At 46.0% G+C, this 26457-nt stretch carries 22 protein-coding genes; 16 read left to right on the forward strand and 6 right to left on the reverse strand.

Going from position 1 to position 26457, the window contains the following annotated elements; genetic code table 11:
• Window positions 1-16 precede the first annotated feature (16 nt).
• The 14 genes from HRQ85_RS23325 (at window position 17) to HRQ85_RS23390 (ending at window position 17942) form a co-directional block, all read left to right on the forward strand.
• A complete protein-coding gene (locus tag HRQ85_RS23325; protein ID WP_048614943.1) occupies window positions 17-1735 on the forward strand; it encodes a type IV pilus secretin PilQ in 1719 nt (572 codons plus the stop codon).
• A 176-nt stretch (window positions 1736-1911) separates the two neighbouring features.
• Window positions 1912-2430: a shikimate kinase AroK gene (gene aroK, locus HRQ85_RS23330; protein WP_017061125.1), complete on the forward strand. Its 519-nt coding sequence runs from the start codon at window positions 1912-1914 to the stop codon at window positions 2428-2430.
• Between the two features lie 25 nt (window positions 2431-2455).
• Entirely contained in the window at window positions 2456-3544 is a 1089-nt protein-coding gene (gene aroB / locus HRQ85_RS23335; RefSeq protein ID WP_017061124.1) for a 3-dehydroquinate synthase, read from the forward strand.
• Window positions 3545-3623: 79 nt separating this feature from the next.
• Window positions 3624-5141 carry an AAA family ATPase gene (locus tag HRQ85_RS23340; protein WP_172380703.1) on the forward strand — a complete coding sequence of 506 codons (1518 nt, stop codon included), beginning with the start codon at window positions 3624-3626 and terminating at the stop codon, window positions 5139-5141.
• A 69-nt stretch (window positions 5142-5210) separates the two neighbouring features.
• The gene (locus tag HRQ85_RS23345; protein ID WP_048605377.1) at window positions 5211-6059 is read left to right on the forward strand and encodes a Dam family site-specific DNA-(adenine-N6)-methyltransferase; all 849 of its coding nucleotides are present in this window, start codon (window positions 5211-5213) and stop codon (window positions 6057-6059) included.
• A 201-nt stretch (window positions 6060-6260) separates the two neighbouring features.
• The gene (gene rpe / locus HRQ85_RS23350; protein ID WP_172380704.1) at window positions 6261-6935 is read left to right on the forward strand and encodes a ribulose-phosphate 3-epimerase; all 675 of its coding nucleotides are present in this window, start codon (window positions 6261-6263) and stop codon (window positions 6933-6935) included.
• A gap of 102 nt (window positions 6936-7037) precedes the next feature.
• Window positions 7038-7724 carry a phosphoglycolate phosphatase gene (locus HRQ85_RS23355; RefSeq protein WP_017061120.1) on the forward strand — a complete coding sequence of 229 codons (687 nt, stop codon included), beginning with the start codon at window positions 7038-7040 and terminating at the stop codon, window positions 7722-7724.
• A gap of 150 nt (window positions 7725-7874) precedes the next feature.
• The gene (gene trpS / locus HRQ85_RS23360; protein ID WP_016796005.1) at window positions 7875-8891 is read left to right on the forward strand and encodes a tryptophan--tRNA ligase; all 1017 of its coding nucleotides are present in this window, start codon (window positions 7875-7877) and stop codon (window positions 8889-8891) included.
• A gap of 384 nt (window positions 8892-9275) precedes the next feature.
• Window positions 9276-11870 (forward strand): ExeM/NucH family extracellular endonuclease, encoded by a 2595-nt coding sequence (locus HRQ85_RS23365; RefSeq protein ID WP_172380705.1) that lies wholly within the window; start codon window positions 9276-9278, stop codon window positions 11868-11870.
• 188 nt (window positions 11871-12058) lie between these two features.
• The gene (locus tag HRQ85_RS23370; RefSeq protein WP_009848915.1) at window positions 12059-12637 is read left to right on the forward strand and encodes an aminodeoxychorismate/anthranilate synthase component II; all 579 of its coding nucleotides are present in this window, start codon (window positions 12059-12061) and stop codon (window positions 12635-12637) included.
• 464 nt (window positions 12638-13101) lie between these two features.
• Window positions 13102-14313 carry an aspartate aminotransferase family protein gene (locus HRQ85_RS23375; protein WP_048612356.1) on the forward strand — a complete coding sequence of 404 codons (1212 nt, stop codon included), beginning with the start codon at window positions 13102-13104 and terminating at the stop codon, window positions 14311-14313.
• 107 nt (window positions 14314-14420) lie between these two features.
• Complete coding sequence (gene astA, locus HRQ85_RS23380; RefSeq protein ID WP_048605373.1) at window positions 14421-15440, forward strand: arginine N-succinyltransferase; 1020 nt, start codon at window positions 14421-14423, stop codon at window positions 15438-15440.
• A gap of 39 nt (window positions 15441-15479) precedes the next feature.
• The gene (astD, locus tag HRQ85_RS23385; protein WP_172380706.1) at window positions 15480-16937 is read left to right on the forward strand and encodes a succinylglutamate-semialdehyde dehydrogenase; all 1458 of its coding nucleotides are present in this window, start codon (window positions 15480-15482) and stop codon (window positions 16935-16937) included.
• A gap of 213 nt (window positions 16938-17150) precedes the next feature.
• Entirely contained in the window at window positions 17151-17942 is a 792-nt protein-coding gene (locus HRQ85_RS23390; protein ID WP_107899205.1) for a DUF1338 domain-containing protein, read from the forward strand.
• 183 nt (window positions 17943-18125) lie between these two features.
• On the opposite strand, the gene crp is transcribed toward HRQ85_RS23390, so the two are convergent.
• The 6 genes from crp to HRQ85_RS23420 form a co-directional block, all read right to left on the reverse strand.
• Window positions 18126-18758, reverse strand: a complete 633-nt coding sequence (gene crp / locus HRQ85_RS23395) for a cAMP-activated global transcriptional regulator CRP (RefSeq protein WP_004729651.1) — start codon at window positions 18756-18758, stop codon at window positions 18126-18128.
• A 239-nt stretch (window positions 18759-18997) separates the two neighbouring features.
• Window positions 18998-19867: a phosphoribulokinase gene (locus HRQ85_RS23400; RefSeq protein ID WP_010435210.1), complete on the reverse strand. Its 870-nt coding sequence runs from the start codon at window positions 19865-19867 to the stop codon at window positions 18998-19000.
• Between the two features lie 77 nt (window positions 19868-19944).
• On the reverse strand, window positions 19945-20157 hold the full coding sequence (locus tag HRQ85_RS23405; RefSeq protein WP_010435208.1) for a YheU family protein: 213 nt from the start codon (window positions 20155-20157) through the stop codon (window positions 19945-19947).
• A gap of 95 nt (window positions 20158-20252) precedes the next feature.
• Window positions 20253-21245: a hydrolase gene (locus tag HRQ85_RS23410; protein ID WP_172380707.1), complete on the reverse strand. Its 993-nt coding sequence runs from the start codon at window positions 21243-21245 to the stop codon at window positions 20253-20255.
• A 206-nt stretch (window positions 21246-21451) separates the two neighbouring features.
• Window positions 21452-21922 carry a TIGR02444 family protein gene (locus tag HRQ85_RS23415; protein ID WP_048605369.1) on the reverse strand — a complete coding sequence of 157 codons (471 nt, stop codon included), beginning with the start codon at window positions 21920-21922 and terminating at the stop codon, window positions 21452-21454.
• Window positions 21919-23841 (reverse strand): ABC transporter ATP-binding protein, encoded by a 1923-nt coding sequence (locus HRQ85_RS23420; RefSeq protein ID WP_017061112.1) that lies wholly within the window; start codon window positions 23839-23841, stop codon window positions 21919-21921. The genes HRQ85_RS23415 and HRQ85_RS23420 overlap by 4 nt, the downstream gene beginning before the upstream one ends.
• Before the next feature lie 174 nt (window positions 23842-24015).
• Here HRQ85_RS23420 and kefG point away from each other — a divergent pair, with 174 nt between their 5' ends.
• Window positions 24016-24600, forward strand: coding sequence for a glutathione-regulated potassium-efflux system ancillary protein KefG (gene kefG, locus HRQ85_RS23425; protein ID WP_017061111.1), 585 nt, complete (start codon window positions 24016-24018; stop codon window positions 24598-24600).
• Window positions 24587-26383 carry a glutathione-regulated potassium-efflux system protein KefB gene (gene kefB / locus HRQ85_RS23430; RefSeq protein ID WP_048605367.1) on the forward strand — a complete coding sequence of 599 codons (1797 nt, stop codon included), beginning with the start codon at window positions 24587-24589 and terminating at the stop codon, window positions 26381-26383. The genes kefG and kefB overlap by 14 nt, the downstream gene beginning before the upstream one ends.
• Window positions 26384-26457: the final 74 nt, after the last annotated feature.

A 26457-nucleotide genomic window follows, 5' to 3' on the forward strand; every position in this document is an offset into this window, starting at 1 on the left:
GATATGAGATGTAAATATGATTAAAGGAATAAGTGGGTTAGTGAGCAAGGCTCTACAAGGTTTTGCTGTGTCTGTAATGTTGGTTGTTAGCGTGCTCAGCCATGCCGAGAGCTTACCGAACAAATTAGAGAATATTGATTTTAGGGTCAATAAGGATAAAGACGCCGTCATCATTATTGAACTGGCGACCAGTACCGCTGTGGTGGATGTTCAACGTGCTCAGGAAGGGTTAAGTATCGAGTTAATCAATACTCAAGTTGATGATGACAAGCTCTACCTGCTGGATGTGAAGGATTTCGCTACCTTAGTTGAAGGCATTGAAGTCTACAAAGAGACACCAAGCACTCGGCTTCTAGCGACGATTAGCAATGACTATCAGTATGAATACAACCTAAAGGGGCGCTTTATTGAGGTGGTGATCAGCAAACCGGTTATTGATGACGCAACCAAAGAAAAAAGCGTTCTAGAGAAAGAGGGCAAGCTGATATCGATTAACTTCCAAGATATTCCGGTACGAAATGTCCTGCAGTTGATTGCCGACTACAACGACTTCAATCTCGTGGTGTCTGATTCGGTAGCCGGAAACCTGACGTTACGCTTAGATGGCGTACCTTGGCAGCAAGTTCTCGACATTATCTTGCAAGTTAAAGGCTTGGATAAGCGTGTTGATGGCAATGTTATCTTGGTCGCGCCGAAAGCGGAGCTAGACCTTCGAGAGCAACAAGCGTTAGAAAAATCTCGCTTAGAAGAGGAGTTAGGGGAGCTTAAATCGGAAATCATCAAGATTAACTTTGCTAAGGCCACCGACATTGCTGACATGATTGGCGGTGAAGGTGCGGTCAGCATGTTGTCCGATCGTGGTTCAATTACCATTGATGAGCGCACCAACTCACTGCTTATTCGTGAATTGGAAGAAAACATTGCCGTGATCAGAGGCATCATTGAATCGTTAGACATTCCTGTGAAGCAGGTACAGATAGAGGCACGTATTGTCACTGTTACCGAGGGTAACCTAGATGAGCTTGGCGTGCGCTGGGGCGTTTCATCAACCAACGGAAGCTTCACCGTTGGTGGTTCAATCGAAGGCAACCACCCATCAGCGATTACGCCGTATGACGACGATAGCGGCAGCAGCGTGATTGATGACTATCTCAACGTCAATTTAGGTGCAACATCGCCGAACGCCTCGAGTATTGCGTTTCAGGTGGCTAAGCTGGGCTCAGATACCTTACTCGATCTTGAACTGTCGGCACTGCAACAAGAGTCGAAAGCTGAAATCATTTCCAGCCCACGCTTAATCACCACCAATAAAAAGCCCGCTTATATTGAGCAAGGTACTGAAATTCCTTACTTAGAGTCATCTTCAAGTGGCGCTACGTCGGTCGCATTTAAGAAAGCGGTATTGAGTCTTAAGGTGACACCGCAGATCACACCCGACAATCGTTTGGTATTGGATTTGAGCGTGACTCAAGATAGGCCAGGGCAAGTGGTAAAAACCGGAACCGGTGAAGCGGTCGCAATTGATACGCAAAGAATAGGTACGCAAGTGCTTGTTAATAATGGTGAAACTGTCGTGCTTGGCGGGATATTTCAGCACAGTGTGAGCAGTACAGTGGATAAAGTTCCTCTGTTGGGAGACCTGCCAGTTTTGGGCGCATTGTTCCGTCGCAGCTATGAAAATGTGGGTAAAAGTGAACTACTTATTTTTGTCACACCCAAAGTTGTGATTCAGTAATGAACAATTAGATTAAAAATAAAGTTGCATTAGTGGCACCTAACCTTGATAATTTCGGGTCTTATCACGAATTATCTGTGAGGAATCGGTGCCACGGGCCTTTTAATTTCAGTACTTGTACTGACCTACCTTGTGGCGATGTCATTGAATTAACGTTGTAAATTACTGCTAAAAACATGGCTGAGAAACGCAATATTTTTCTTGTTGGCCCAATGGGCGCCGGCAAAAGTACAATTGGTAGACACCTAGCTTCCCAACTTCATATGGAGTTTCTAGACTCTGACACTGTGATCGAAGAGCGCACTGGCGCAGACATCGCATGGGTTTTTGATGTTGAGGGCGAAGAAGGTTTCCGTAAGCGCGAAGAATCTGTAATCAATGATCTGACAGAAGAACAAGGTATTGTTCTTGCGACAGGTGGTGGTTCAGTGTTGAGCAAAGAAAACCGTAACCGTCTATCTGCACGAGGCATTGTTGTATACCTAGAGACAACAATTGAAAAGCAACTTGCTCGCACTAACCGCGACAAGAAACGCCCTCTACTTCAAACAGACAACCCGCGTGATGTGCTAGAAGATCTAGCTGTATCTCGCAACGCACTATACGAAGAAGTGGCGGACTACACAGTTCGTACTGACGACCAAAGTGCAAAAGTGGTAGCCAACCAGATCGTAAAAATGCTAGAAGAACGTTAAGTTCATTTTTTCGGAGAGCAAACCCATGGAACGGATTACGGTCAATCTAGCTGAGCGTAGCTACCCTATCTCTATTGGCGCCGGGTTATTTGAAGACCCGGCGTACCTTTCTTTTTTATCAGGTAAGCAGAAAGTTGTTGTTATCAGTAATGTGACAGTAGCGCCTCTTTATGCTGATAAAATTTTATCGCTATTGGATCAAGTCGGCTGTCAGACATCTCTTCTCGAGCTGCCAGACGGTGAACAGTACAAAACCCTTGAAACGTTCAATTCAGTGATGAGCTACATGCTTGAAGGAAATTACAGCCGCGATGTGGTGGTGATTGCTTTAGGTGGTGGTGTTATCGGTGACTTGGTCGGTTTTGCTGCCTCTTGTTACCAGCGCGGTATTGATTTCATTCAAATCCCGACGACCCTTCTTTCTCAAGTGGACTCTTCTGTTGGTGGTAAAACCGCAGTAAACCATCCTCTTGGTAAGAATATGATCGGCGCTTTTTACCAACCGAAATCTGTGATCATCGATACCAACTGTTTATCAACGCTTCCAGAGCGTGAGTTTGCAGCGGGCATTGCTGAGGTGATCAAATACGGCATCATTTACGATGAAGCCTTCTTTGATTGGTTGGAGCAGAATCTAGAGAAACTTTATCAACTTGATGAAGAAGCACTGATTACCGCGATTGCTCGTTGTTGTGCAATTAAGGCTGAAGTGGTGGCTCTAGATGAAAAAGAGTCAGGAATCAGAGCGTTATTGAACCTAGGTCATACATTTGGTCATGCGATTGAAGCAGAACTAGGCTATGGTAATTGGCTACATGGTGAAGCTGTGTCGTCAGGCACTGTAATGGCAGCTAAAACAGCTCAATTACAGGGACTGATCTCTCAGCAGCAACTTGAGCGAATTATTTCTATACTCAAGAATGCGAAACTACCAATCCATACGCCAGAAAGCATGTCTTTTGAAGACTTTATGAAGCACATGATGCGCGATAAAAAAGTGCTGTCTGGTCAGTTGCGTTTGGTATTACCAACAAGTATTGGTACTGCTGAAGTGGTTGCTGATGTGCCTCAAGACATCATTAAACAAGCGATCGATTTCTGCCGTACTCTTTAAATTTGGTTGTGAGGTTGCCTAGCTAAACTCTAGGCAACTGAAGCGTTTTACTGATCGATCTTATCAGTAGGGATCCCCAATGAGTTTGGCTCATGAATTAAGAGTATTAGAGTTAGAATCTCAAGTTGAGCTGCTAGAGCGCTTACAGCTTTTGACTAACTTTGGTTCAAACCTTGTGACGGTGGCTGGCAAAGCTGGCTCTGGCCGATCTTGGTTAGCTCAGCGTTATCTTGAAGCATGGTCGACAGAAAAAAATCAGTGTTTACTGCTTTGTCATCCAAGCCAAGACGATCAACAACGCCGCGCGCTTATTCTTAGCCAAATTGTTTCTGATCCCCTGTTTAATCAACATGATTCTTTATCAGATAGCCTGACAAGGTTACTGGATGGAGAGCCGTGTAATGTGGTTATCGTCGTTGATGATGCCCAACGACTTTCTGAGCTATTGGTATCCGAATTATGGATGTTGGTACTGGAAGCTCAATCAAACCCTCAATGGACGATCAATATCGTTCTCTTCTCGGATCCTGGCCACTTAGATACGTTATTAACGCGTTTGAGTTACGGTCAACAACACAAGCCTATCGATCTTGAGATCGATGACCTTTCGCAACCAGAAGCTGAACATTTCTTTGAATCACTGGTGATTCGATATGTTGATGATGAGTCTGAAACTCGCGTGCGACGTGCGTTTAATAAAGCGCAACCTCTGCCCGGTGAGTTAATGGCTTTAGGAGAATTGAAAGTGGAAAAAAGGATTATTATTCGCTCAATTATTGGCTCACCCATCAATATCGCGATTGTGGTGGCCTTGCTGTTGATTTTAATTGGTGGTGGCTATTGGTGGATGTTCAGTCAACCAACCCCTGACGATAAAGCGCAATCTCTTATCGCTCCGATTGAACAGACAGCTATCCCAACTTTTGAAGTGGAAAGTGGTACCGAGCAAGTAGGAATCGACGGAATGGACGATTCTGAAGCCGAAGCTGACATGAGTTACCAGGGGGCTGATGACGACAGCTCTTCTTTGCCACCGGTTGTGGTTGAAGAGACAGCCAGTGTTGGTGAGGCAACACAAGATCAGCAGCGTGTCGTAATCACCTCTGATGTGGTTGATGCCTTGCTTGATGATAAACCTGAAAGTGCCGATACCAGTGCGATTGATGCTGCTGTTGAAGAAAACACAGGAGCCGCGGTGAGTTCGCAGTCAGATGCAGACAAAGTGGAGTCACAACCTTCAGCCGATGAAGCAGCAGACCTAACCCAGTCCACGCCACCGACTAAGAAAATCACATTCTCATTTTCTCGCGAAGAGTTACAAGCTATCTCGCCGCGAGCTTATACCCTGCAGTTGAGTGCGATGACCTCATTGGAAGACGTCCAATCTTTCATTGAAGAGTATGACCTTGAGAACAAGGTTCGTATTTACCCAACACTTCGCAACGACACCAAGTGGTTCATTATCACTTATCAGGATTACCCAACGATTCAAGTGGCGAGAGACGCGGTAAGTGCGTTATCAAAACCACTTCAACAGTTGGAACCTTGGGCAAAATCGATGAATCAAGTGCATCGAGAGATAGAACGTGCGAAATAACCCTGAGCTTAGCCTCAAAATATGTTACATTCCGCAGCCTTATTTTTGAGTTGATAGATAGAGCAGTAAATGAAAAAGCAGCGTGCCTTTCTAAAATGGGCTGGTGGTAAATATGGCCTAGTTGAAGACATCCAACGTCACCTGCCACCTGCTCGTAAATTGGTAGAACCGTTTGTCGGTGCCGGCTCAGTATTTCTGAATACTGACTTTGAACAGTACCTGCTTGCAGATATCAATCCCGATCTTATCAACCTATACAACCTACTTAAAACCGATCCTGAAACTTATATCACGGAAGCGAAGCGCTGGTTCTGTCCTGAGAACAACCGCAAAGAAGCCTTCTTAGATATTCGCGCTGAGTTCAATGGTACAGATAACGTCATGTATCGTTCGTTGGCTTTCTTGTATATGAACCGATTTGGCTTCAATGGCCTGTGTCGTTACAACAAGAAGGGCGGTTTTAACGTTCCATTTGGTTCTTATAAAAAACCTTACTTCCCAGAAGCTGAGCTGGAGTTTTTTGCCGAGAAAGCGAAAAAGGCCACCTTCGTCTGTGAGGGATACCATGAAACCTTTAGCCGCGCGCGCAAAGGCTGTGTGGTTTACTGCGATCCTCCATACGCACCACTGTCGAACACGGCTAACTTTACCTCTTACGCAGGTAATGGCTTTAGCTTAGATGACCAAGCTGCACTGGCGGATGTTGCTGAAAAAGCAGCGATGGAACGCGGTATTCCTGTTTTGATTTCAAACCACGATACGACATTAACTCGTCGCTTATATCATGGTGCGGAGTTGAACGTGGTTAAGGTGAAACGCACCATCAGCCGCAATGGCGCTGGTCGTAATAAAGTTGATGAGCTATTGGCGCTTTTCCATAAAGAGAAAAACCAGCAGCATGCATCAGCGGAACAGTAATGGTCAGAATATCCGCCAAACTCATTAAATTGAGTGACCAACGGATACTTTCTTAAACTAATCTTTCGAACTGCTAGGATCTGCTTAGGTGCTTAGGTAGAATTGCACACCAAATAGTCTTGGGATTGAGTCTTGTATTTGTGTATGAGATGTCACCAAGGCGGTGGTATTCGCAATTTACTCACTCTTAAGAGGTTTGGTATGAAAGATTTTCTAATCGCTCCATCGATTTTGTCTGCAGATTTTGCTCGTCTTGGTGAAGACGTAGAAAAAGTACTCGCAGCTGGTGCTGATGTTGTGCACTTCGATGTGATGGACAACCACTACGTACCTAACCTGACTTTTGGCGCGCCTATTTGTAAAGCGCTGCGCGACTACGGTATTACGGCTCCTATCGATGTTCACCTGATGGTTAAGCCAGTAGACAGCATCGTGCCTGAGTTTGCTAAAGCAGGTGCATCAATGATTACCTTCCACGTTGAAGCATCAGAGCACATCGATCGCACTCTACAGCTAATCAAAGAGCACGGTTGTAAAGCGGGTGTGGTTTTGAACCCTGCAACGCCGCTTTCTTGCCTAGATTACATCATGGACAAAGTAGACATGATTCTACTGATGTCTGTGAACCCAGGCTTCGGTGGTCAATCTTTCATTCCTCATACACTCGATAAACTGCGTGCTGTTCGTAAGCTGATTGATGAGTCAGGCCGTAACATTCGCCTTGAGATTGATGGCGGCGTGAAGGTGGATAACATCCGTGAAATCGCAGAAGCGGGTGCAGATATGTTCGTTGCGGGTTCAGCTATCTTCAATCAACCAGATTACAAAGAAGTGATTGATGAGATGCGTGCAGAGCTTGCAAAAGTAAACGCATAATCGTAAAACTACAGATAGATTGAATATTAAGGGGCTAATTTGCCCCTTTTTTACGTCTTATAGCTCAACTCATAAGACGAACATAATAAATAGGAAAGTAAGATGTCATTAAGCTCAATAAAACTGATCGCCTTTGATTTGGATGGAACCTTGTTAGATAGCGTGCCTGACTTGGCCGTTGCTGCTGACCAAGCTTGTCAGGAGTTGGGCTTCCCTTCAGTGAGCGAAGAACAAGTCCGCGACTACGTAGGTAATGGTGCTGATGTTCTTATCGGACGTTCACTCAGCCGTAACCTGACGGTTGACCCAAGCCTAGAGCCAGAGCTACTGAAAAAAGCACGCATCCTGTTTGATGATTTCTACGAGCAGGGCGGTCACAAGCTAAGTCACCTTTACCCATCGGTTAAAGAGACGCTGGCTGAGCTGGATAAGGCGGGTTTCACCATGGCGCTGGTTACCAACAAGCCTTCGAAGTTTGTACCAGACGTTCTGGCACAACACGGTATTGATAAGTACTTTGTTGATGTGTTGGGTGGCGATTCTTTCCCAGAGAAAAAACCGAACCCAGTCGCGTTGAACTGGTTGCTAGAAAAGCACAATGTTAAAGCGGAAGAGATGCTGATGGTTGGCGATTCAAGCAACGACATTAAAGCGGCTAAGAATGCAGGCTGTCACTCGTTTGGTTTGACTTACGGTTATAACCACGGCGAGCCGATTTCAGCATCAAACCCTGACTATGTCGCGGATAACGTCGCGCAATTACTAGATGTCGTTCTAGTTTCAGCATAAAGCGGACAAAAGTTAGCTAACCTACTAGCAAAATACTTATCAATGAGTACACTGGATGAGCCGTACAGAAGAGCTGTGCGGCTTTTCTATATTTAAGTTAAGAAGCTAAGCGTTCAATAAACTTAGCGAATAAGCAAAGGAATTAAAACCATGAGCAAGCCCATCGTATTGAGTGGTGTTCAACCATCTGGTGAACTAAGTATCGGTAACTACTTGGGTGCTCTACGTCAATGGCAACAGATGCAAGATGATTACGATTGCCAATACTGTGTTGTAGACCTTCACGCAATTACGGTTCGCCAAGATCCGAAAGCACTGCATGAAGCGACTCTAGACGCACTAGCAATCTGTCTTGCTGTCGGTGTTGATCCAAAGAAGAGCACGCTATTTGTTCAGTCTCACGTACCAGAGCATGCTCAACTTGGTTGGCTTCTTAACTGTTACACGCAAATGGGTGAACTGAGCCGTATGACTCAGTTTAAAGATAAGTCTGCACGTCACTCAAACGACGTAAACGTAGGCCTATACGACTACCCAGTGTTGATGGCCGCAGACATCCTGCTTTACGGCGCTCACCAAGTGCCTGTAGGTAGCGACCAGAAACAACACTTAGAGCTAGCGCGTGATATCGCAACTCGCTTTAACAACATCTACGGTCCTGAAACGCCAATCTTCCAAGTACCAGAACCTTACATTCCAACAGTGAATGCACGTGTAATGAGCCTGCAAGACGCGACTAAGAAGATGTCTAAGTCGGATGATAACCGTAAGAACGTGATTACTCTGCTAGAAGAGCCTAAGTCGATCATCAAGAAGATCAACAAAGCGCAAACCGATGCAGAAACACCACCACGCATTGCTCATGATTGGGAAAACAAAGCGGGTATCTCTAACCTAATGGGTCTGTACTCTGCAGCGACGGGTAAAACGTTCGAAGAGATCGAAGCGCAGTACCAAGGCGTTGAAATGTACGGTCCGTTTAAGAAAGACGTAGGCGCAGCATTGGTAGAGATGCTTGAGCCGATTCAAGCTGAATATCACCGTATCCGTGCTGACCGTGCTTACATGGACGCAGTAATGAAAGCGGGTGCTGAAAAAGCGTCTGAGCGTGCTGCAGTAACACTGAAAAAAGCATACGAAGCGGTAGGTTTTGTTACTCGCCCATAGAGTGAACTAAAATAACTTGCTTGAGAATTTGCGCCCAAAGTGACTTTGTTTACTTTGGGCTTTTTATTGCCCGCTCCATTTGCCTTCCCAGTAAACCTCTTGTTTAAATTGATAATTTAAGCATTACCTAGCTAACATATTCATCATATTAATGCTGTGCAGATGATCCTGTTAATGGGTCTTTAAGTTTATAAAATTCAGCTCATTTCTATTTGTGTTGGAAATATATAACGTGCCAAACAATTGATGATTCCAAAGTGATAAGTTCCTCATTTTCTTGCCAACTGACTTATTCCTTTCATAAATAAACCTGATAGTTACCACAAAATACATGACTGCCCATAGATGGCAGTGACTATAAATCAATGTACTCAGGTGAAACGGATGGCTCTTTTACACAAACCTTCATTGCTAGCAGTGGCAATTGGTAGCTTGCTAACAGCAAGTGCACACGCTGATTTGTTTATTTCACAATATGTGGAAGGCGGCAGCTACAACAAAGCGGTTGAGATTGCCAATAACGGCGATAGCAGCATGAATTTAGATGGTTATTCACTGGCTAAGTCAGCGAACGGCAACGGATCATGGGGCGCAACTTTACCTTTAGATGGCCACGTTTTAGCGCCCGGTGAGGTGCTTGTTGTCGCACACTCTAGTGCGAGTGATGAGATTAAAGCTAAAGCTGACATCATTAATGCTTCCATCGCTAACCATAACGGTGACGACCCGCTGGCTATCTTGAATTCAGATGGTTCGGTACATGATGTTGTTGGTTTGATGGGCGATGTGGACTGGGGCAAAGATGTTACTTTGGTTCGTGCGACACAAACACCTTCGGCGACGTTTGATGCTTCGCAATGGGTATCGCTACCAAAAGACAACATTGAAGGGCTAGGTTCATTAGACAGTGTTGAACTGCCAGAAGCGTTCACTTGTACACAAGATGGTTCTGACCCAGTATTCACCACCATTCAAGAAATCCAAGGTGAGGGCGCAACATCGCCGTTCATTGATGGCTATCCTTACATCACTGACGATGAGTATTTCGTCAAAGGTGTTGTGAGTGCGGTGACTACAGGCATAACCAAAGGTTTCTACCTGCAAGCACTTGATGACGACTTCAATTCAAGCACTTCTGAAGGCCTATTTATTCACACCAATCAATCTAGCTCAGAGCTGGCTGCGGGCGATGTGGTGTGTGTGAAAGGTAAGGTTCAAGAGTACTACAGCCATACTCAGCTTAAAGTTGAAAACAACCAATGGTTAAAACAGGGCGAACAACAAGCGCCTGAAGCAACGGCGATTGAAGCTCTAGACAGTGATGAAAACTTCGCTGCAACGCTTGAACGCTACGAAGGCATGTTGGTGAAAACGACGGAAGCGCTTGATATGCGTGTCACTCGTACCTTTGGTTATGACTACGCAGGTCGTCGTAACAACATGGTACTGGCGCATGAGCGTATTAACATGCAACCGAACCAGCTTTTCGCAGCAGGTTCTGAAGACGCGAAACAACAAACGGAAGATAACGCAGACCGCCGTCTTTTCGTTGAAACCGATCAAAAAGCGGCTGACGGACAAGTTCCTTTCTATCCAGACTTTGGCCGCACCGATATCGACCAAGATGGTTCGACGGAAGACTACATCCGTATCGATGACACCATTGTTGGCCTAGAAGGCGTACTGACTTACAGCTACGGCGAGTACCGCTTAGTGACAACCAACCAGATCTCGGCTGAGAACTTTGTACGTAATGACCCACGTACTGACAAGCCTGATATGGATGAAGGTGATCTACGTATCGCGACTTTCAATGTCTTGAACTACTTTAACTCTCCATTTGGTGGGGACGCGAATCAGCATGGTAACAACCGTGGCGCGAACACCATGACTGAGTTTGAGATGCAGCAAGAGAAGATTGTGAACGCGATTCTTCGCTTAGATGCAGACATCATTGGCTTGATGGAAATTGAGAACAACGGTTTTGGTGAAGGCTCTGCCATTCAGCAGCTTGTTAACCAACTGAATGACCGCATTGAGCGCAAGAAAGACCGCTATACCTTTGTGGCTGTCGATTCGAACGAAGATGGCGTGACCGACGAGATGGACTCGATTGGTACTGATGTCATTACAACAGGTGTTATCTACCGTAAGAAAGTAGTTAAGCTTAAAGACAGCCGTGTTATCGCGATGCCAAGCCAACAAGCGCCAGAGGTGTTAGATGATTCTGGCAAAGTGATTGAAGACGGTAAGAACTACCAGCGCGACTCATTGGCGCCAACCTTTAAAGTTAAAGGCACCAAAGAGAAACTCACTGTAGCGATCAACCACTTTAAATCGAAAGGTTCTAAGTGTTGGGAAGATGCAGCACCTGTTGAACAGGGTGGTCAAGGTGGCGTAGATGCCGATAAGCAAGGTTCATGTGAGAACTTCCGTGTTGCTGCGGCTGTTGCACTGGGTGAAGCGCTAGACGGCATCAAAGGCCATAAAGTGATTCTGGGTGATATGAACTCGTACGGCATGGAAGACCCAATGCTGGTACTGACGGACTACTCTGAAGAGAAATACGGTAAGCAAATCAAAGCGGCGCGTAACACTTACATTGACGGCATTGAGCAGTTTGGTGACAGCGGTGCGGTAATTACTAAGAACTACGGCTACATTAATGCTGTGGCTCAAAAGCACCCAGATAGCTGGAGCTACTCATACAATGATGAAGTCGGTGCCTTGGATCATTTGTTGATCAGTGACAGCCTGAAAGATAGGGTTGTCGATGCTACCGATTGGCACATCAATGGTGGTGAGTCGACGTTGTTTGACTACAACGAAGAGTTCAAAGGTGACCTACCTAAGTACCAAGATCACTTCCGTTCATCGGATCATGATCCTGCTGTTCTTGAACTGCGAGTAGGTGGTTCATTTGGCTTCGGTGCACTGATGTCATTGTTTGGCTTAGCAATGTGGCGTCGTCGCAAGTAGCGACATCGTTAACTGCGCAAGCCAGCTGATACAGGTAACTGAAAGTTATCTGTAAACAATTAAGGTCAACTTAGGTTGGCCTTAATTATTGGCGAAATGCAGTTTCCACTTGCCTTTCGCCATGGGTATTGCACAATACCGCCCCTATATCCCCCAATCATTTAGTATTTAGCAAACGATTTCGACCCATGTTACTTATCATCGATAACTACGACTCTTTTACCTATAACTTGTATCAGTATTTCTGTGAGTTAGGGGTCACTGTGAAAGTTGTTCGCAACGATGAGATTGATATTGCGGGCATCGAAGCGCTAAATCCTAGCCATCTTGTTATCTCGCCGGGTCCATGTACGCCCGATGATGCGGGAATTTCGCTACAGGTGATTGAACACTTCGTTGGTAAGCTGCCGATCTTAGGTGTGTGTCTTGGTCATCAAGCCATTGCTCAAGTCTTTGGTGGTGAAGTGGTGAGAGCCAGACAAGTGATGCATGGTAAAACCTCTCCGATCCGTCATAACGGTAAGAGCGTTTTTCAAGGTCTCAATAACCCTCTGACTGTGACTCGTTACCACTCTTTAGTGGTGAAAAACGGCACGCTACCAGACTGCTTTGAGCTGACGTCTTGGACAGAATTTGAAGATGGCAGCATGGATGAGATCATGGGTTATCAACATAAAACCTTGCCGATTGATGCCGTCCAATTTCACCCTGAATCGATTAAAACAGAGCAAGGACACCAGCTTCTCGCTAACTTCCTAGCACGCTGAGTGTTTAAATTTGACCCTTTCTCCATCTAAATAAGCCAGTTAAACGTATTCCATTACCCGTTAAGCGTTTAAATTCGGGCGCTACGCGCCTTCATCCCTCTGACGCCGATCACTTTTTATAACATTTTTCCCTCGTCCGGCTAAGTTTTTAGCCTATGCAAAATTATTCGCGTTATTTCGTCTCGAACCCAATATACCGCAATGCCAGTAAGGCTTTGCTGTTACTGGTTATACGTTTAGGTAAAAAAAGCTTCATAAAACAGATTAATTGATGCATAAATAGTCATAGGTAGTGACGTTTAGCTGGTTGTAAGGGATGGCTAAAGAATAATCTACTATTGAAAAGGTTAATTAAATGTAAATATAATGCTGCAGCGGGATTATGGCGAGACAAAATATCTTTGTCTCACTTATGAACCATTACGCTTATTTGCGAAGCTTGCGGTATCGAGAAGGAATGTACGATGACAGTGGAAAATAAAGTAGAACGTAGTCTGTTTAATGAGGTGATGGTGCCTTGTTATAACCCAATGGAAATGATCCCAGTAAAAGGGGAAGGCGCACGCGTTTGGGACCAACAAGGCCGAGAGTATATCGACTTTGCTGGTGGTATCGCTGTGAGCTGTTTGGGTCACTGTCACCCAGCAATGGTTAATGCTGTTACCGAGCAAGCAAACAAGATTTGGCATCTAAGTAACGTGATGACCAACGAACCTGCACTGCGTCTAGCGAAGAAGCTAACCGACGTATGTTTTGCAGAAAAAGTATTCTTTGCCAACTCTGGCGCAGAAGCGAATGAAGCAGCATTGAAGCTCGCTCGTCGTTGGGCGGCGGATGTTCACGGTCCTGAGAAATCTGAAATCATTGCATTCAAACAAGGTTTCCACGGTCGTACTTTCTTTACCGTAACTGTAGGTGGTCAAGAAGCTTACTCTGATGGTTTCGGTCCTAAACCGGGCGATGTTACTCACCTGCCTTACAACGATATTGCAGCACTAGAAGCGCACATCTCTGATCGCACTTGTGCAATCATGATGGAACCTCTGCAAGGCGAGGGCGGTATCATCTCGCCAACCTCTGAATTTGTGAACACAGTTCGTGAGCTGTGTGATAAGCACAATGCACTGCTTATCTTTGATGAAGTGCAAACCGGTAACGGCCGTACTGGTAACTTTTACGCTTACCAAGGTCTAGGTGTAACACCAGACATCTTGAGCACAGCAAAATCTCTAGGTGGTGGTTTCCCTATCGGCGCAATGCTAACAACCTCTGAACTGGCTACACATCTAAAAGTTGGCACACACGGCTCTACTTACGGTGGTAACCCACTGGCGTGTGCCGTTGCAGAAGCGGTTGTTGATGTGGTTAGCCAACCTGAAACATTAGCTGGCGTGAAAGAACGCGAAGCATTGTTCCGTGATGGTCTTACTAAGATTAACGATAAGTACCAAATATTCAGTGAAGTTCGTGGTAAAGGCCTACTACTAGGTGCTGCACTTAACGAAGAGTGGCAAGGCCGTGCACGTGACGTATTAGTAGCAGCAGGCGAACAAGGCTTGATGGTACTGGTTGCGGGTGCAAACGTAGTTCGTTTCACACCATCACTAGTTATTACTACACAAGAAATTGAAGAAGGCTTATCAAAACTAGACAAAGCAATCGCTACGCTAGTTTAGCCTGAGCGGCGTCATAGGAATGATCGCCAATAGAGCGATCCCATGACGTTCTGCTAAAGGCCCAAGCTTCTGGTTTTGGGCCTATTTTGCATCTGGAGGGAATATTGATGCTAGTTGTTCGCCCAATAAAATTATCTGATTACGATGCGCTGCATACCTGCGCGGTTGAATCTGGTCACGGATTCACATCTCTTCCGGTTAACGAAGAACTGTTAACTAACCGTATTACTCACTCTGAATACAGCTTTGCCAAACAAGACGTGACTGAACCCGGTGATGAAGGCTACCTAATGGTTGGCTTTGATACTGAAACTGGTGAGGTTGCAGGTACGACAGGTATCGAAGCTTCAATCGGCTGGGATGTCCCGTTCTACTCGTACCACATCAGTAAAGTGGTTCATTCATCGCAGAAGCTTGGCGTAAATAACGTCGTTAAGCTGCTGACTTTCGGTAATAACTACACCGGATGCAGTGAGATCTGCACACTGTTCTTGCGCCCGGCATTCCGTGGTGGATTGAATGGTCGTCTGATGTCTAAGTGTCGTTTCTTGATCATGTCTGAGCACCCAGAGCGTTTCTCGAAAACGATTTTTGCTGAGATGCGTGGCGTATCAGACGCAGAAGGTAATTCTCCTTTCTGGCAATGGCTGCAAGAGCACTTCTTCTCGATTGATTTTACGCTTGCCGATTACCTAACCGGTATTGGTAAGAAAGGCTTCATTGCAGACCTAATGCCTAAGCTGCCTATCTACGTGAACCTACTGAGCAAAGAAGCTCAAGCGGTGATCGGAGAGGTACATGACAATACGCGCCCTGCACTTAAGTTGCTGGAACGTGAAGGTTTCACCAACCGTGGTTATGTCGACATCTTTGATGCGGGCCCAACGGTTGAGTGTGATCTAAGAAACATCGAATCTGTGCGTCACTCAATTCGAGCACAGGTTCAAATTGCAGAGCACTCTAGCTCTAAAGACTTCCTAATTGGTAATACCTCGTTTGAGAACTTCCGCGCAGTAGCCGCGAAAGGTGCGTATGACCAAGCAAGCGACACAGTGATTTTATCATCTGAAGTAGCAAGCGCTCTTGAAGTAAAAGAAGGCGAATTCGTTCGCATGTTGGCTCAGTAAGAGCGGCGATTATCTGTCGAAGATTTTAAGGATAGAAGTATGACTCAGTGGATAGCAGGACAGTGGGTGGCAGGTCAAGGTGACGCCATGACATCAGCAAGCCCATACAACAATGAAGTAGTGTGGCAGGGTGATAGCGCAACACCAGCACAGGTTGAATCTGCAGTAGCAGCAGCTCGTGAAGCCTTCTTGGTTTGGAAAAAACTGAGCTTTGCAGAGCGTGAAGCGATCGTGTTGAACTTTGCTGAGAAAGTTAAAGAGAACAGCGAAGAAATCGCGCAAATCATCGCGAAAGAGACGGGCAAACCGATTTGGGAAACTCGCACTGAAGCGGGCGCGATGGCGGGCAAAATTGCTATCTCTATTCGTGCTTACCATGAGCGTACCGGTGAAGCTTCACGTGAAGCGGCAGGCAACCAGATTGTACTTCGTCACCGTCCACTAGGCGTGATGGCAGTATTTGGTCCTTATAACTTCCCAGGTCACCTGCCAAACGGTCATATTGTTCCTGCACTGCTATCGGGTAATACCGTGGTATTTAAGCCTTCAGAGCAGACACCTTGGACGGGTGAGTTTACGATGAAGCTATGGCAAGAAGCGGGTCTTCCTGCTGGTGTAATCAACCTAGTACAAGGCGCTAAAGAGACAGGTATCGCACTAGCCGATGCTAAAGGTCTTGATGGCGTGCTGTTCACAGGTAGTGCTAATACTGGCCATATCCTGCATCGTCAATTCGCGGGCCAACCGGGCAAGATGCTAGCGCTAGAGATGGGTGGCAATAACCCTATGGTGATCAGTGACCAATATGGTGACGCAGACGCAACGGTATACACCATTATCCAATCGGCGTTCATCAGTGCGGGTCAACGCTGTACATGTGCTCGTCGCCTGTATGTTCCTGTTGGCGAGAAGGGTGATCTGCTACTCGATAAGCTGGTCGCAGCGACGCAAAAGATTCGTGTTGATCAGCCATTCGCTGAGCCAGCACCATTCATGGGTCCTCAGATCTCTGAAGCTGCGGCTAAGTTCATTCTGAACGCGCAAGCGAATCTGCAGTCGTTAGGCGGTGTCAGCCTAGTAGAAGCAAAAGCGGGTCAAGCGGCGTTTGTTTCTCCGGGTATTATCGATGCAACCAACATTGCTGAACTGCCGGATGAAGAGTACTTCGGTCCATTGCTACAAGTGGTTCGTTACCAATCGCTAGAGCAAGCGGTTGAGCTAGCTAACGACACTCGTTTTGGTTTATCTGCTGGCTTAGTATCAACAGATGATTCTGAATGGGAATACTTCGTTGACCATATCCGTGCGGGTATTGTTAACCGTAACCGTCAGCTAACAGGCGCAAGTGGTGATGCACCGTTTGGTGGTCCGGGTGCTTCAGGCAACCTACGCCCAAGTGCTTACTACGCAGCTGACTACTGTGCTTACCCTATGGCTTCAATGGAAGGTAGCGAAACTCAACTACCAGCATCGTTTAGCCCAGGTATTGAGCTTTAATTTAGGCTAATGACTCTTAGGCTCATTGGTTAAGCTTGAAATAGGGAAGTGGTGTTATCGCTTCCCTTTTCCATCACGTCCGACACCTAGATTGGGCGGTAGATAATAATAGAACAAGTATGTCACAGGCTGATGGCTGCTGACTCTGTGTCTCAGCCTCTCCCTTTCTAATCCAAATTACTAGCTTGCTAGAACCTCTGACAAGGAGTCACCATGACGCCCGATCTACTCTTTAAATCACTATGGGACGATTACATTCACAGGCTGTGTCCATCGGCTGAGAAAGTGCATCACTTGCTGAAAGAAGATGAAGCGCTGATCAACGACCATATTGCACTGCGTACTTTTAATGTTGCCCCTCTCGGTATTGAAACACTAGCTAAGCCTTTCCTTGAGTTAGGCTACAAGGCGTGTGGCGACTACCTGTTTGAGAGCAAGAAGCTAGTGGCTAAACACTACGAGCACCCAGACCCGAAGCAGCCAAAAGTGTTCATTAGTGAATTGAAGGTCGAAGAGTGTTCTAGTGAATTACAACAGATCGTTGCTAAGTTAGTTGAGCAGGTTGATGCAAGCAAGCTTCAAGGTCATGAGTTCTTGTTTGGTGGTCGCCAATGGAATTTGAGCTTCGCTGATTTCCAAGCACTAGCTAAAGAGAGCGAATACGCATCTTGGCTAGCGGCTCATGGATATGGTGCAAACCACTTTACGGTAAGTGTGAACCAGCTGAATAACTTTGATGAAGTGCAGGTGGTGAATGACTACCTGAGCGAGTCTGGCTTTACTATCAACGCATCTGGCGGTGAGGTTAAAGGCTCTCCAGAGGTCTTATTAGAGCAATCATCAACAATGGCAGACAAAGTCCCAGTTTCATTTGTTGAAGGCAATGAGATGATTCCAGGCGGCTTCTATGAGTTCGCTAAGCGTTATGCGATGGCTAACGGTGAGCTTTACACCGGTTTTGTGGCCGCATCGGCGGATAAGATCTTTGAGAGCACCAACAGTTAATAAAAGGTACGAGAACGGACTTATCCTAGATATGCGAGTACGCTTCGCTTCGAGACAGTTTGCGCTTGGAAGCTGTAGGTGTTTTATTCGCATCTCGCATCTGCTCTATAGATCTTCAGAAAACAAAAAAGCCACCAAATTCGCATTTGGTGGCTTTCAAATTTTTGGCTCAGTTAATCGAGATTAACGAGTGCCGTATACCACGATAGTTTTACCGTGTGCAGAAATTAGGTTCTGCTCTTCTAGCATCTTCAAGATACGACCAACTGTCTCACGAGAACAACCAACGATCTGGCCAATCTCTTGACGAGTGATCTTGATTTGCATGCCGTCAGGGTGAGTCATTGCATCTGGCTGTTTCGCTAGGTTTAGTAGCGTTTGAGCGATACGACCTGTTACGTCAAGGAACGCTAAGTCACCAACCTTTTGGCTAGTTACTTGTAGACGGTTTGCCATTTGCGCTGAAAGGCGCATTAGGATATCTGGGTTCACTTGGATAAGTTGACGGAATTTCTTGAAAGAAATTTCAGCTACTTCACAAGGAGATTTAGCACGAACCCAAGCTGTACGCTCTTGGTCTTCTTCGAACAAGCCAAGCTCACCGATGAAGTCGCCTTGGTTTAGGTAAGAAAGAATCATTTCCTTACCTTCTTCGTCTTTGATAAGAACTGCCACAGAACCTTTAACGATGTAGTACAAGGTTTCTGCCTTTTCACCAGCATGAATCAAAGTACTTTTTGAAGGGTACTTATGAATATGACAGTGTGAAAGGAACCACTCTAATGTTGGATCGGTTTGAGGTTTACCTAGAACCATAATATCTCACTTCCTCTGCAGGGTATGCTTGCCGCTTTCCGTATTTTAGCTAAGCCTGGATTGACTTGTAGGATAAGAGCACTCGTTGAGTGCTGCAAGCTATCTTGTGTTTCGTTTAAGAATAGTATCCTTTTTCAGGTACTATTTCTTGATTTTAATCGTGACCAAGCTACGATTTTTTACGCAAAATTGTGCACATGATCACGGTATGAAAAGTAATCAACCAGAATGTCGTTTTGTTAACCTATTTTTCCGGTTTCGATGAGTTGTTGCAGGATTGGCCTTACAATGAGCTCCATAGCAAAACTCATCTTGCCGCCTGGCACCACTAGCGTGTTATGACGAGACATAAACGAGCCATCAATCATAGCCAGAAGGTAGGGGAAATCGACGTTTTTGATGCCACGCAAACGTATAACTACGAAGCTTTCGTCTAAACTTGGAATCCCTTTGGCATTGAGTGGGTTCGATGTATCTACGGTTGGAACACGCTGAAAGTTGATGTGAGTACGCGAAAATTGCGGGGTAATGTAGTTAAGGTAATCATCCATTGAACGAACAATGGAGTCCATTACTGCTTCGCGTGAGTGGCCACGATCGCGGGTGTCACGAACGAATTTTTGAATCCACTCTAGGTTTACGATAGGTACCATGCCGATCAGCAAATCGACGTGTTGAGAAACGTTAATGTCGCCATCAACCACACCGCCGTGCAGGCCTTCGTAAAACATCACATCGGAGTTTTCAGGGATCTCTTGCCATGGCGTGAAGGTGCCCGGCATTTGATTGTAAGGTACGGCTTCATCGAAGGTGTGTAGGTAGCTACGTACTTTACCTGTACCTTCGTTACCGTATTTACGGAAGAACTCTTCTAGCGCACCAAAGTCGTTGGCTTGTGGACCAAAGTAGCTGATGTGCTTACCTTGCTCGCGCGCTTTACGGATCTCGACATCCATCTCTGGGCGAGTGAAGCGATGGAAACTATCCCCTTCAACCCAAGCTGCCTTCACGTCCATCATATTGAACATTTTACGGAAGGCTTCTGAGGTGGTGGTGGTGCCGGCTCCAGATGAACCCGTCACCGCAATAATTGGATGTTTAGCGGACATGACAACCCTTGTCTTTTGAGTAACTTACTTGTTAGCAATCGTTTACCACTATAACACGGCTCCTTTATGAGCGCAGCTTAGAAGCGTTTTGTGACCTGAATATCAACGGTTTCATGGAGCTCAGAAAACACGATGCTGACTTCTCCTGAAGCTAATTGATGTTTCACTTGGTCAATCTTGTTTTGCAGCGAAACCTCTACGTCGCCGTAGTCTGTGCCTTCACGCAGCACGAACTCTTTGATGAGGTTTTCCAGTGTTTCTGGCGCAATGTCTTGCCATGGGATGATCATAAATACTTCTCTCTTTTATGTTCATAGATATGTTTATTGATGTAGAAATGCGTGTGCTTAGTAATGTTTTGCTTCTATTTACTAAGGCTCGGTCATTATGCCGAATCTTGGATACTTTCATAGTAGGCAGGCAAGGCTTCTTCTAACCAAAACCTTGGCTTGAGTGTGCTGCCAGTAATAAACCCCACGTGGCCGCCTTTTTGAAACAGTCGATAATCGATGTTATCGGGCAGAACGAACTTTGGGATCACATCATCGGTCATGAAAGGGTCGTCTTTGGCATGAATGATCTGAGTCGGTAGTTTGATCTTATTGAGCTTAGGCAGCGCAGAACATTGCGCATAATAATCTTGGGCATTTTTGAAGCCGTGCAGAGGCGCAGTGATTCGTTCATCAAACTCATACAGTTTGGTGATGTTCTTGATGGCTTCAGCGGTGATGCCAAGTTCTTCCTGTAGCAGGTTAACCTTTTTTAGCGCATTCGATTTTAGAGAGTTGAGCAGGTACTTCTTATAGAGCTTGGAGAAACCGCGCTCAATGCGACTAGAGCAACATGCTAAGTCAAAAGGAGCAGATACGATGGTCGCCGCCGACAGCAATGGGTCGTCTGCGTACTCAGCCAAATAGTTCGCCAGCATGTTACCGCCTAAAGATATGCCAACCGCAACCTTAGGGTTATTCGGAAACTGGGCGTGCAGGTGTCTTAGGAAAAAACGCGCATCTTCGACTTCACCTGAATGGTAAGCGCGAGCTAGGCGATTGGGTTTTCCGCTGCAGCCTCTGAAGTGCATCATCACGGACAACCAACCATCTTTAGCAAACGCATTCATTAATCCATTGGCATAAGGGCTCTCAAAGCTACCTTCTAAACCGTGGAATAGAACGAATATCGGCTTGCTACTGCGATCATCCTTATTTGAGGTGTCACCGTCTGGTGATTCGCTCCAAGCAAGATCAAGAAAGTCACCATCGGGTGTTTCTAAGGTTTGCCAGTGAGGATGAAACAGCGCCTGCTTTCGAATAAACCGTGGCACTAAGGTTTGTAAGTGCGGATTAGAGAGACCAGCAGCTGCGGTAAATATTGTCATAAAAACGATCCATGCTTCTTTTACGGGTTTTGATAACGTGTTGAGCTTGTAACGAAACGCCCACGTTTTTATTTGAGCTTGGTTGATTCTCGGCATAAGCGCAAGGCTTCACTTATACGAGATACAAAAACAGGCTATGGATAACCGTTTGAATAATATCAAGGTTAAGCTTGGATCTTGATTGAATAAAAGGGAAAGAGAACGGGCTAGGGCTGTGGTGCTGGTTCAGAAAAAGCGTCGTAGAGGTTTTCTGCCCCTAATAAACGACAGTACTGAAACGCGAGCGGTGATTGCTGATTAGCGTACAGTTGTAGAGAGTTAATACAGTCGACCAGATCGGACTGTTGTTGCTTCTCAAGCTGTAACTCAAACTGCAAGGCTTCACGGTATAGTGAGTCGACAACGTGTGCTTTGAGGTGTTTACGTAGCTCTCGATAACTATGAAGCAGGGTTTCAGAGCGGCTCAAACACTGTTGAACTTTATGCCACTCTTCTTCCGCAAAAGACAATTGCTGCTCATCAAGCCATTTGAGAAGCAGCAGTAGATTGACGTTGCCGTGGAACTGGTTTTGCAAAGCTAGGCACGCATCCTTTACACCGCGCACACTGTAATACTGAAGGCTAAATTGCCATAGTCGTTCCAGTGTTAGTGATATTGGGGCGTGCTCTGGGCTCATAAGCTATCCATATCCTGTTCCATCTGCTCAAGCTCTTCTTGAGTGGACATCCAATCCATTTCAACTTCTTCTAGCTGTGACTTACTGCTCGCTTGGAGAGCGAGTACTTTATTCAGTTTAGCCTTATTTTCAGCTTCATACAGTGATGTGTCGGATAATTCTTGCTCAGCTTCTTCAAGAGCCTGCGTTAATTTATCCATCTGCTTTTCAAATTGAGTCAGCTTTTTACGTAGTGGTGCCGTCAGTTTACGGAACTCGGCTTCTTTACGTTTTTGCTCTTTTTTCGCTGCTGCACTGTTGGCGCCGTCTTTTGCTGGTGCCAATGCTTGTGCTTCTTTGCGCTCAACTTTCTGCTGTTCGGTTAGCCACTTGTAGTAATCGCTTAAGTCACCATCAAACGGTGCTACTTGGCGGTCGTGTACAAGGTATAAATCATCGGTAGTCGCACGCAGTAGGTAACGGTCGTGCGATACGATAACCATTGCGCCTTCAAATGTCTGCAGGGCAAAAGTCAGCGCCTGACGCATGTCGAGATCCAAGTGGTTGGTTGGTTCATCGAGTAGCAACAGGTTTGGTTTTTGCCATACCAGTAGCGCTAATACTAAACGCGCTTTTTCACCACCAGAGAAGGGTGCCACTTTATCGAGCGCTTTTTCACCTTGGAAACCGAAGCTACCTAGGTAATCACGCAGTTGTTGTTCGGTGTGCTTAGGGGCAATCTGCATCATGTGTTGCAGCGGTGTTTCTTCAGGGTGCAGAGTCTCTAATTGGTGCTGTGCAAAGTAACCAATCTTAACACCTTGCGAATAACTCAGTTCACCGCCTTGCTGTTTAAGTTCGCCAGAAAGCAGTTTAATCAGTGTTGATTTACCAGCACCATTTCGACCAAGTAGACCAATACGGCTGCCCGGCACTAGGTTCAAGCGAATCTTCTCTAGAATCAGATTGTCATCATAGCCCGCTGATACTTCGTCCATCATCATGATTGGATTTGGTAGCGCGTCTGGTTCTCTAAATTCAAAGCTGAATGGGTTATCAAACTGAGCAGGCAGCACTTGCTCCATTTTCTCTAACGCTTTAATACGGCTTTGCGCTTGGCGAGCTTTTGACGCTTTGTAACGGAAACGATCAATGTAGCTCTGCATGTGAGACATCTGTTTCTGCTGTTTTTGGTACATCGCTTGTTGCAGAATCAGCTTTTGTGCTCGTTGGGTTTCGAACGATGAGTAGTTACCCGTGTACTCATTGAGCTGTTGATTTTCAACGTGCACGATGCGGTTGACGATAGGGTCCAAGAAGTCTCTATCGTGCGAGATAAGTACTAGTGTGCCAGGGTAGCTTTGTAACCAACGCTCTAGCCACATTACTGCGTCTAAATCCAAGTGGTTGGTCGGTTCATCGAGTAGCAGTAGGTCACTGCGACACAGTAGGGCTTGCGCTAGGTTCAAACGCATACGCCAACCACCTGAGAACTGAGTCAGGTTCCATGTCATTTGTTCTTGGCTAAAGCCTAGGCCGTCCAGTAACTCGGCAGCACGTGCCTTGATGCTGTAACCACCAATGGTTTCAATCTTGCCGTGGATCTCTGCTACCAATGTGCCGTTGTCGGCTTGTTCAGCTTTCTCTAGTTGATCTTCAAGGCCGCGGTATTCACGGTCGCCATCAATCACGTATTCAATTGCTGTTCTTTCTAATGCAGGTGTTTCTTGAGCAACCCAAGCCATTTCCCAATGGGCTGGTTTACTGAATGAGCCCGCATCAATAGACAGTTCGTCCTTAATTAAGGCGAACAGCGTAGATTTACCACAGCCGTTTTTACCAACCAAACCGATCTTGTCGCCAGGGTGAAAAGTCGCAGATGCTTGGTCGAGGAGTGGCTTACCGCCGCGTAGCAATTGAATATCAGAGAAAGTAATCATAATTGAAATAGCATAGAAATTAGAGGTGAACAGACGCCTGCATAGTAGGCTGAAACCAGATAAAAGTCGATCACAATGCAATTTGCGTTATGATGCCAATAACATATTAATAACTTTTGCTTAAATTCTTGTGGCCTTGCCACCGTTTAGCCCTCAAAGGAATGTTTCAAAGGAATGAGTAATACTCCCTCGACAGACAAAGTCGTGCCAAAGGTGTTGATCATCTACGCGCACCCAGAGCCGCAAACCTCTATTGCTAACCAGATGATGGTTAAGAAGGTAGAGTCGCTCGGTCATGTCAAAGTTCATGATCTCTACGCCATCTACCCAGACTTCTTTATCGATGTGCCTTATGAGCATGAATTGCTCCTTCAATACGATGTGATCGTGTTTCAACATCCTCTGTTTATGTATTCCTGCCCTTCACTGTTAAAAGAGTGGTTTGATCGCGTGTTAGGCAAGGGTTTTGCGTTTGGTGAGCAAAGTGCGCTTAAAGGCAAACACTGGCGCAGTGTGATTACTACCGGTGGTAAAGAAGAGGCGTTTGGTGCCGCAGGCTATAATAAATATCCATTACAAGAGATCTTGCAACCATTCGAGCTCACCGCTGCTTTGTGTCAAATGAACTGGATATCCCCTTTGGTTTTACACTGGGCACGAAATGTCACCGATATGACGCGTTACCAACACGCCGAAGCGTATCGAAATTGGTTGCGAGACCCGCTACAAGATATAGGAGCAGATGATGGCTCTGACTAATGATTTTCTACAAAGTAGCGTTATATTTTTAGCGGCTGCTGTGGTTGCGGTTCCTATCGCACAGCGCGCCGGTTTGGGTTCAGTACTCGGTTACCTATTGGCAGGTGTGGCAATTGGCCCATGGGGACTTGGCCTAATCAGTGATGTAGAGGCGATTCTGCACTTCTCCGAATTCGGTGTGGTACTGCTGCTCTTCCTGATTGGTCTCGAACTTAACCCGAAAAAATTGTGGCAGATGCGAGCCCCCATTCTCGGATTGGGCGGCGCGCAAGTGCTGATCACCACTCTGATTATTACCGCCATCGCCTGTCTGTTCGGATTAACTTGGCAAACCAGCCTAGTAATAGGTATGGGTTTAGCGCTGTCTTCCACCGCGATTGCCTTGCGTGTTATTGAAGAACGAGAGCTCGGCGGTAAAGAAGCCGGGCAGTCAGGCTTTGCAGTACTACTTTTCCAAGATATCGCCGTTATTCCAATGTTGGCAATGTTGCCTTTGCTTGCGGGTAATACCGGTGGTAGCTGGGCAGACATGTTATGGATGTTGGGTGGTGTGATTGGTCTGCTGGTCGGTGGTCACTTCTTGTTGAGACCACTGTTCCGATACGTAGTGATGAGTGGTGTGCGTGAGTTATTCACCGTCGCAGCGCTGTTACTTGTGATTGGTATTGCCGTGATCATGCAACAGATTGGCTTATCGATGGCATTAGGTACCTTCCTAGCGGGCGTACTTCTGGCTGAAAGTGAATACCGACACGAACTTGAAATCGCGATTGACCCATTCAAAGGATTGTTGCTCGGCCTGTTCTTCATCTCGGTTGGTATGGCGGTAAACCTAGGTTTACTAGCTGAAAGCCCATTCGCGATACTGATAGCTGTATTGGCCCTCGTGGTGTTGAAAGGTTTAGTGCTGTACGCGCTAGCTCGTATCTTTGGAACGCAGGCAAAAGCACGTAGCCGCATGGCGATGATTCTCAGCCAAGGTGGTGAGTTCGCTTTCGTTATTTTTACTGCGGCGAGTGCTCAAGGCATCTTAAGTGGCGAACAAGTGTCTTTCTTACTGGTAGTAGTGAGCCTGTCTATGGTGACCACGCCATTGATGCTTAAGCTGCAAGACCGATTCTTTGCTCGTCAACTGAACCAAATCAGCGAAAGTGCGATGTCTTCGGATGTGGTCGATCGTAGCCCTCGAGTGATCATTGCGGGCTTTGGTCGTTTTGGTCAGATCATTGGTCGCTTGATGTATGCCAATAAGATTCGCATCACCGTTCTGGAGAGTGATGCCAGCCAAATCCATATCCTTAGAAAGTTTGGCTACAAGGTATTTTACGGAGACTCGACTCACCTCGAGCTGTTACGCGCAGCTGGTGCTGATAAAGCAGAGGCGATTGTGTTGTGTACTGACTCTCCCGATGAAATCATGAAAACCGTCGATTTATGTAAGCAGCACTTCCCACGCTTAAAGATCTTAGCGCGTGCTCGAAGCCGTGTTGAAGCGTATCAATTACTTAACCACGGTGTGAGTAACTACTCTCGTGAAACCTTCCTTGGGGCACTGGATTTAGGTCGTCAAACATTGACTGAACTTGGCATGCATCCATATAAAGCGAAGCGAGCAGAAGCACACTTTAGAAAGTTGGATAATGGTATGCTGAAAGAGTTGCTGCCTCAGCATAACGAAGATGCCGAGTTAGCCCAAAGAGCGAAAGAGGCTCGTAAAGAGCTTGAAGAGATCTTTGGACACGAGATGGAAAACGATCACCAATCTCGAAACTATTGGCAGTAGCTTGAAGTGATAACTCATGCTTGAGCTTAGAAATGAAGCTTGAGCATAGAAATAACAGACTAAAGAACCAATCT

It is taken from the genome of Vibrio sp. Vb339 (genome assembly GCF_902751245.1).
GTDB lineage: Bacteria > Pseudomonadota > Gammaproteobacteria > Enterobacterales > Vibrionaceae > Vibrio > Vibrio coralliirubri.

What these genes read in the sequence shown, in the direction of transcription:
- crp (WP_004729651.1), bottom strand. Translation starts at nt 18,758, where the DNA reads ATGGTTCTAGGTAAACCTCAAACCGATCCAACATTAGAGTGGTTCCTT.
- HRQ85_RS23405 (WP_010435208.1), bottom strand. Translation starts at nt 20,157, where the DNA reads ATGATCATCCCATGGCAAGACATTGCGCCAGAAACACTGGAAAACCTC.
- HRQ85_RS23415 (WP_048605369.1), bottom strand. Translation starts at nt 21,922, where the DNA reads ATGAGCCCAGAGCACGCCCCAATATCACTAACACTGGAACGACTATGG.
- astD (WP_172380706.1), top strand. Translation starts at nt 15,480, where the DNA reads ATGACTCAGTGGATAGCAGGACAGTGGGTGGCAGGTCAAGGTGACGCC.
- HRQ85_RS23370 (WP_009848915.1), top strand. Translation starts at nt 12,059, where the DNA reads ATGTTACTTATCATCGATAACTACGACTCTTTTACCTATAACTTGTAT.
- aroK (WP_017061125.1), top strand. Translation starts at nt 1,912, where the DNA reads ATGGCTGAGAAACGCAATATTTTTCTTGTTGGCCCAATGGGCGCCGGC.
- HRQ85_RS23325 (WP_048614943.1), top strand. Translation starts at nt 17, where the DNA reads ATGATTAAAGGAATAAGTGGGTTAGTGAGCAAGGCTCTACAAGGTTTT.
- HRQ85_RS23420 (WP_017061112.1), bottom strand. Translation starts at nt 23,841, where the DNA reads ATGATTACTTTCTCTGATATTCAATTGCTACGCGGCGGTAAGCCACTC.
- HRQ85_RS23375 (WP_048612356.1), top strand. Translation starts at nt 13,102, where the DNA reads ATGACAGTGGAAAATAAAGTAGAACGTAGTCTGTTTAATGAGGTGATG.
- HRQ85_RS23355 (WP_017061120.1), top strand. Translation starts at nt 7,038, where the DNA reads ATGTCATTAAGCTCAATAAAACTGATCGCCTTTGATTTGGATGGAACC.
- rpe (WP_172380704.1), top strand. Translation starts at nt 6,261, where the DNA reads ATGAAAGATTTTCTAATCGCTCCATCGATTTTGTCTGCAGATTTTGCT.
- HRQ85_RS23340 (WP_172380703.1), top strand. Translation starts at nt 3,624, where the DNA reads ATGAGTTTGGCTCATGAATTAAGAGTATTAGAGTTAGAATCTCAAGTT.
- kefB (WP_048605367.1), top strand. Translation starts at nt 24,587, where the DNA reads ATGGCTCTGACTAATGATTTTCTACAAAGTAGCGTTATATTTTTAGCG.
- HRQ85_RS23390 (WP_107899205.1), top strand. Translation starts at nt 17,151, where the DNA reads ATGACGCCCGATCTACTCTTTAAATCACTATGGGACGATTACATTCAC.
- HRQ85_RS23400 (WP_010435210.1), bottom strand. Translation starts at nt 19,867, where the DNA reads ATGTCCGCTAAACATCCAATTATTGCGGTGACGGGTTCATCTGGAGCC.
- trpS (WP_016796005.1), top strand. Translation starts at nt 7,875, where the DNA reads ATGAGCAAGCCCATCGTATTGAGTGGTGTTCAACCATCTGGTGAACTA.
- HRQ85_RS23410 (WP_172380707.1), bottom strand. Translation starts at nt 21,245, where the DNA reads ATGACAATATTTACCGCAGCTGCTGGTCTCTCTAATCCGCACTTACAA.
- astA (WP_048605373.1), top strand. Translation starts at nt 14,421, where the DNA reads ATGCTAGTTGTTCGCCCAATAAAATTATCTGATTACGATGCGCTGCAT.
- aroB (WP_017061124.1), top strand. Translation starts at nt 2,456, where the DNA reads ATGGAACGGATTACGGTCAATCTAGCTGAGCGTAGCTACCCTATCTCT.
- kefG (WP_017061111.1), top strand. Translation starts at nt 24,016, where the DNA reads ATGAGTAATACTCCCTCGACAGACAAAGTCGTGCCAAAGGTGTTGATC.
- HRQ85_RS23345 (WP_048605377.1), top strand. Translation starts at nt 5,211, where the DNA reads ATGAAAAAGCAGCGTGCCTTTCTAAAATGGGCTGGTGGTAAATATGGC.
- HRQ85_RS23365 (WP_172380705.1), top strand. Translation starts at nt 9,276, where the DNA reads ATGGCTCTTTTACACAAACCTTCATTGCTAGCAGTGGCAATTGGTAGC.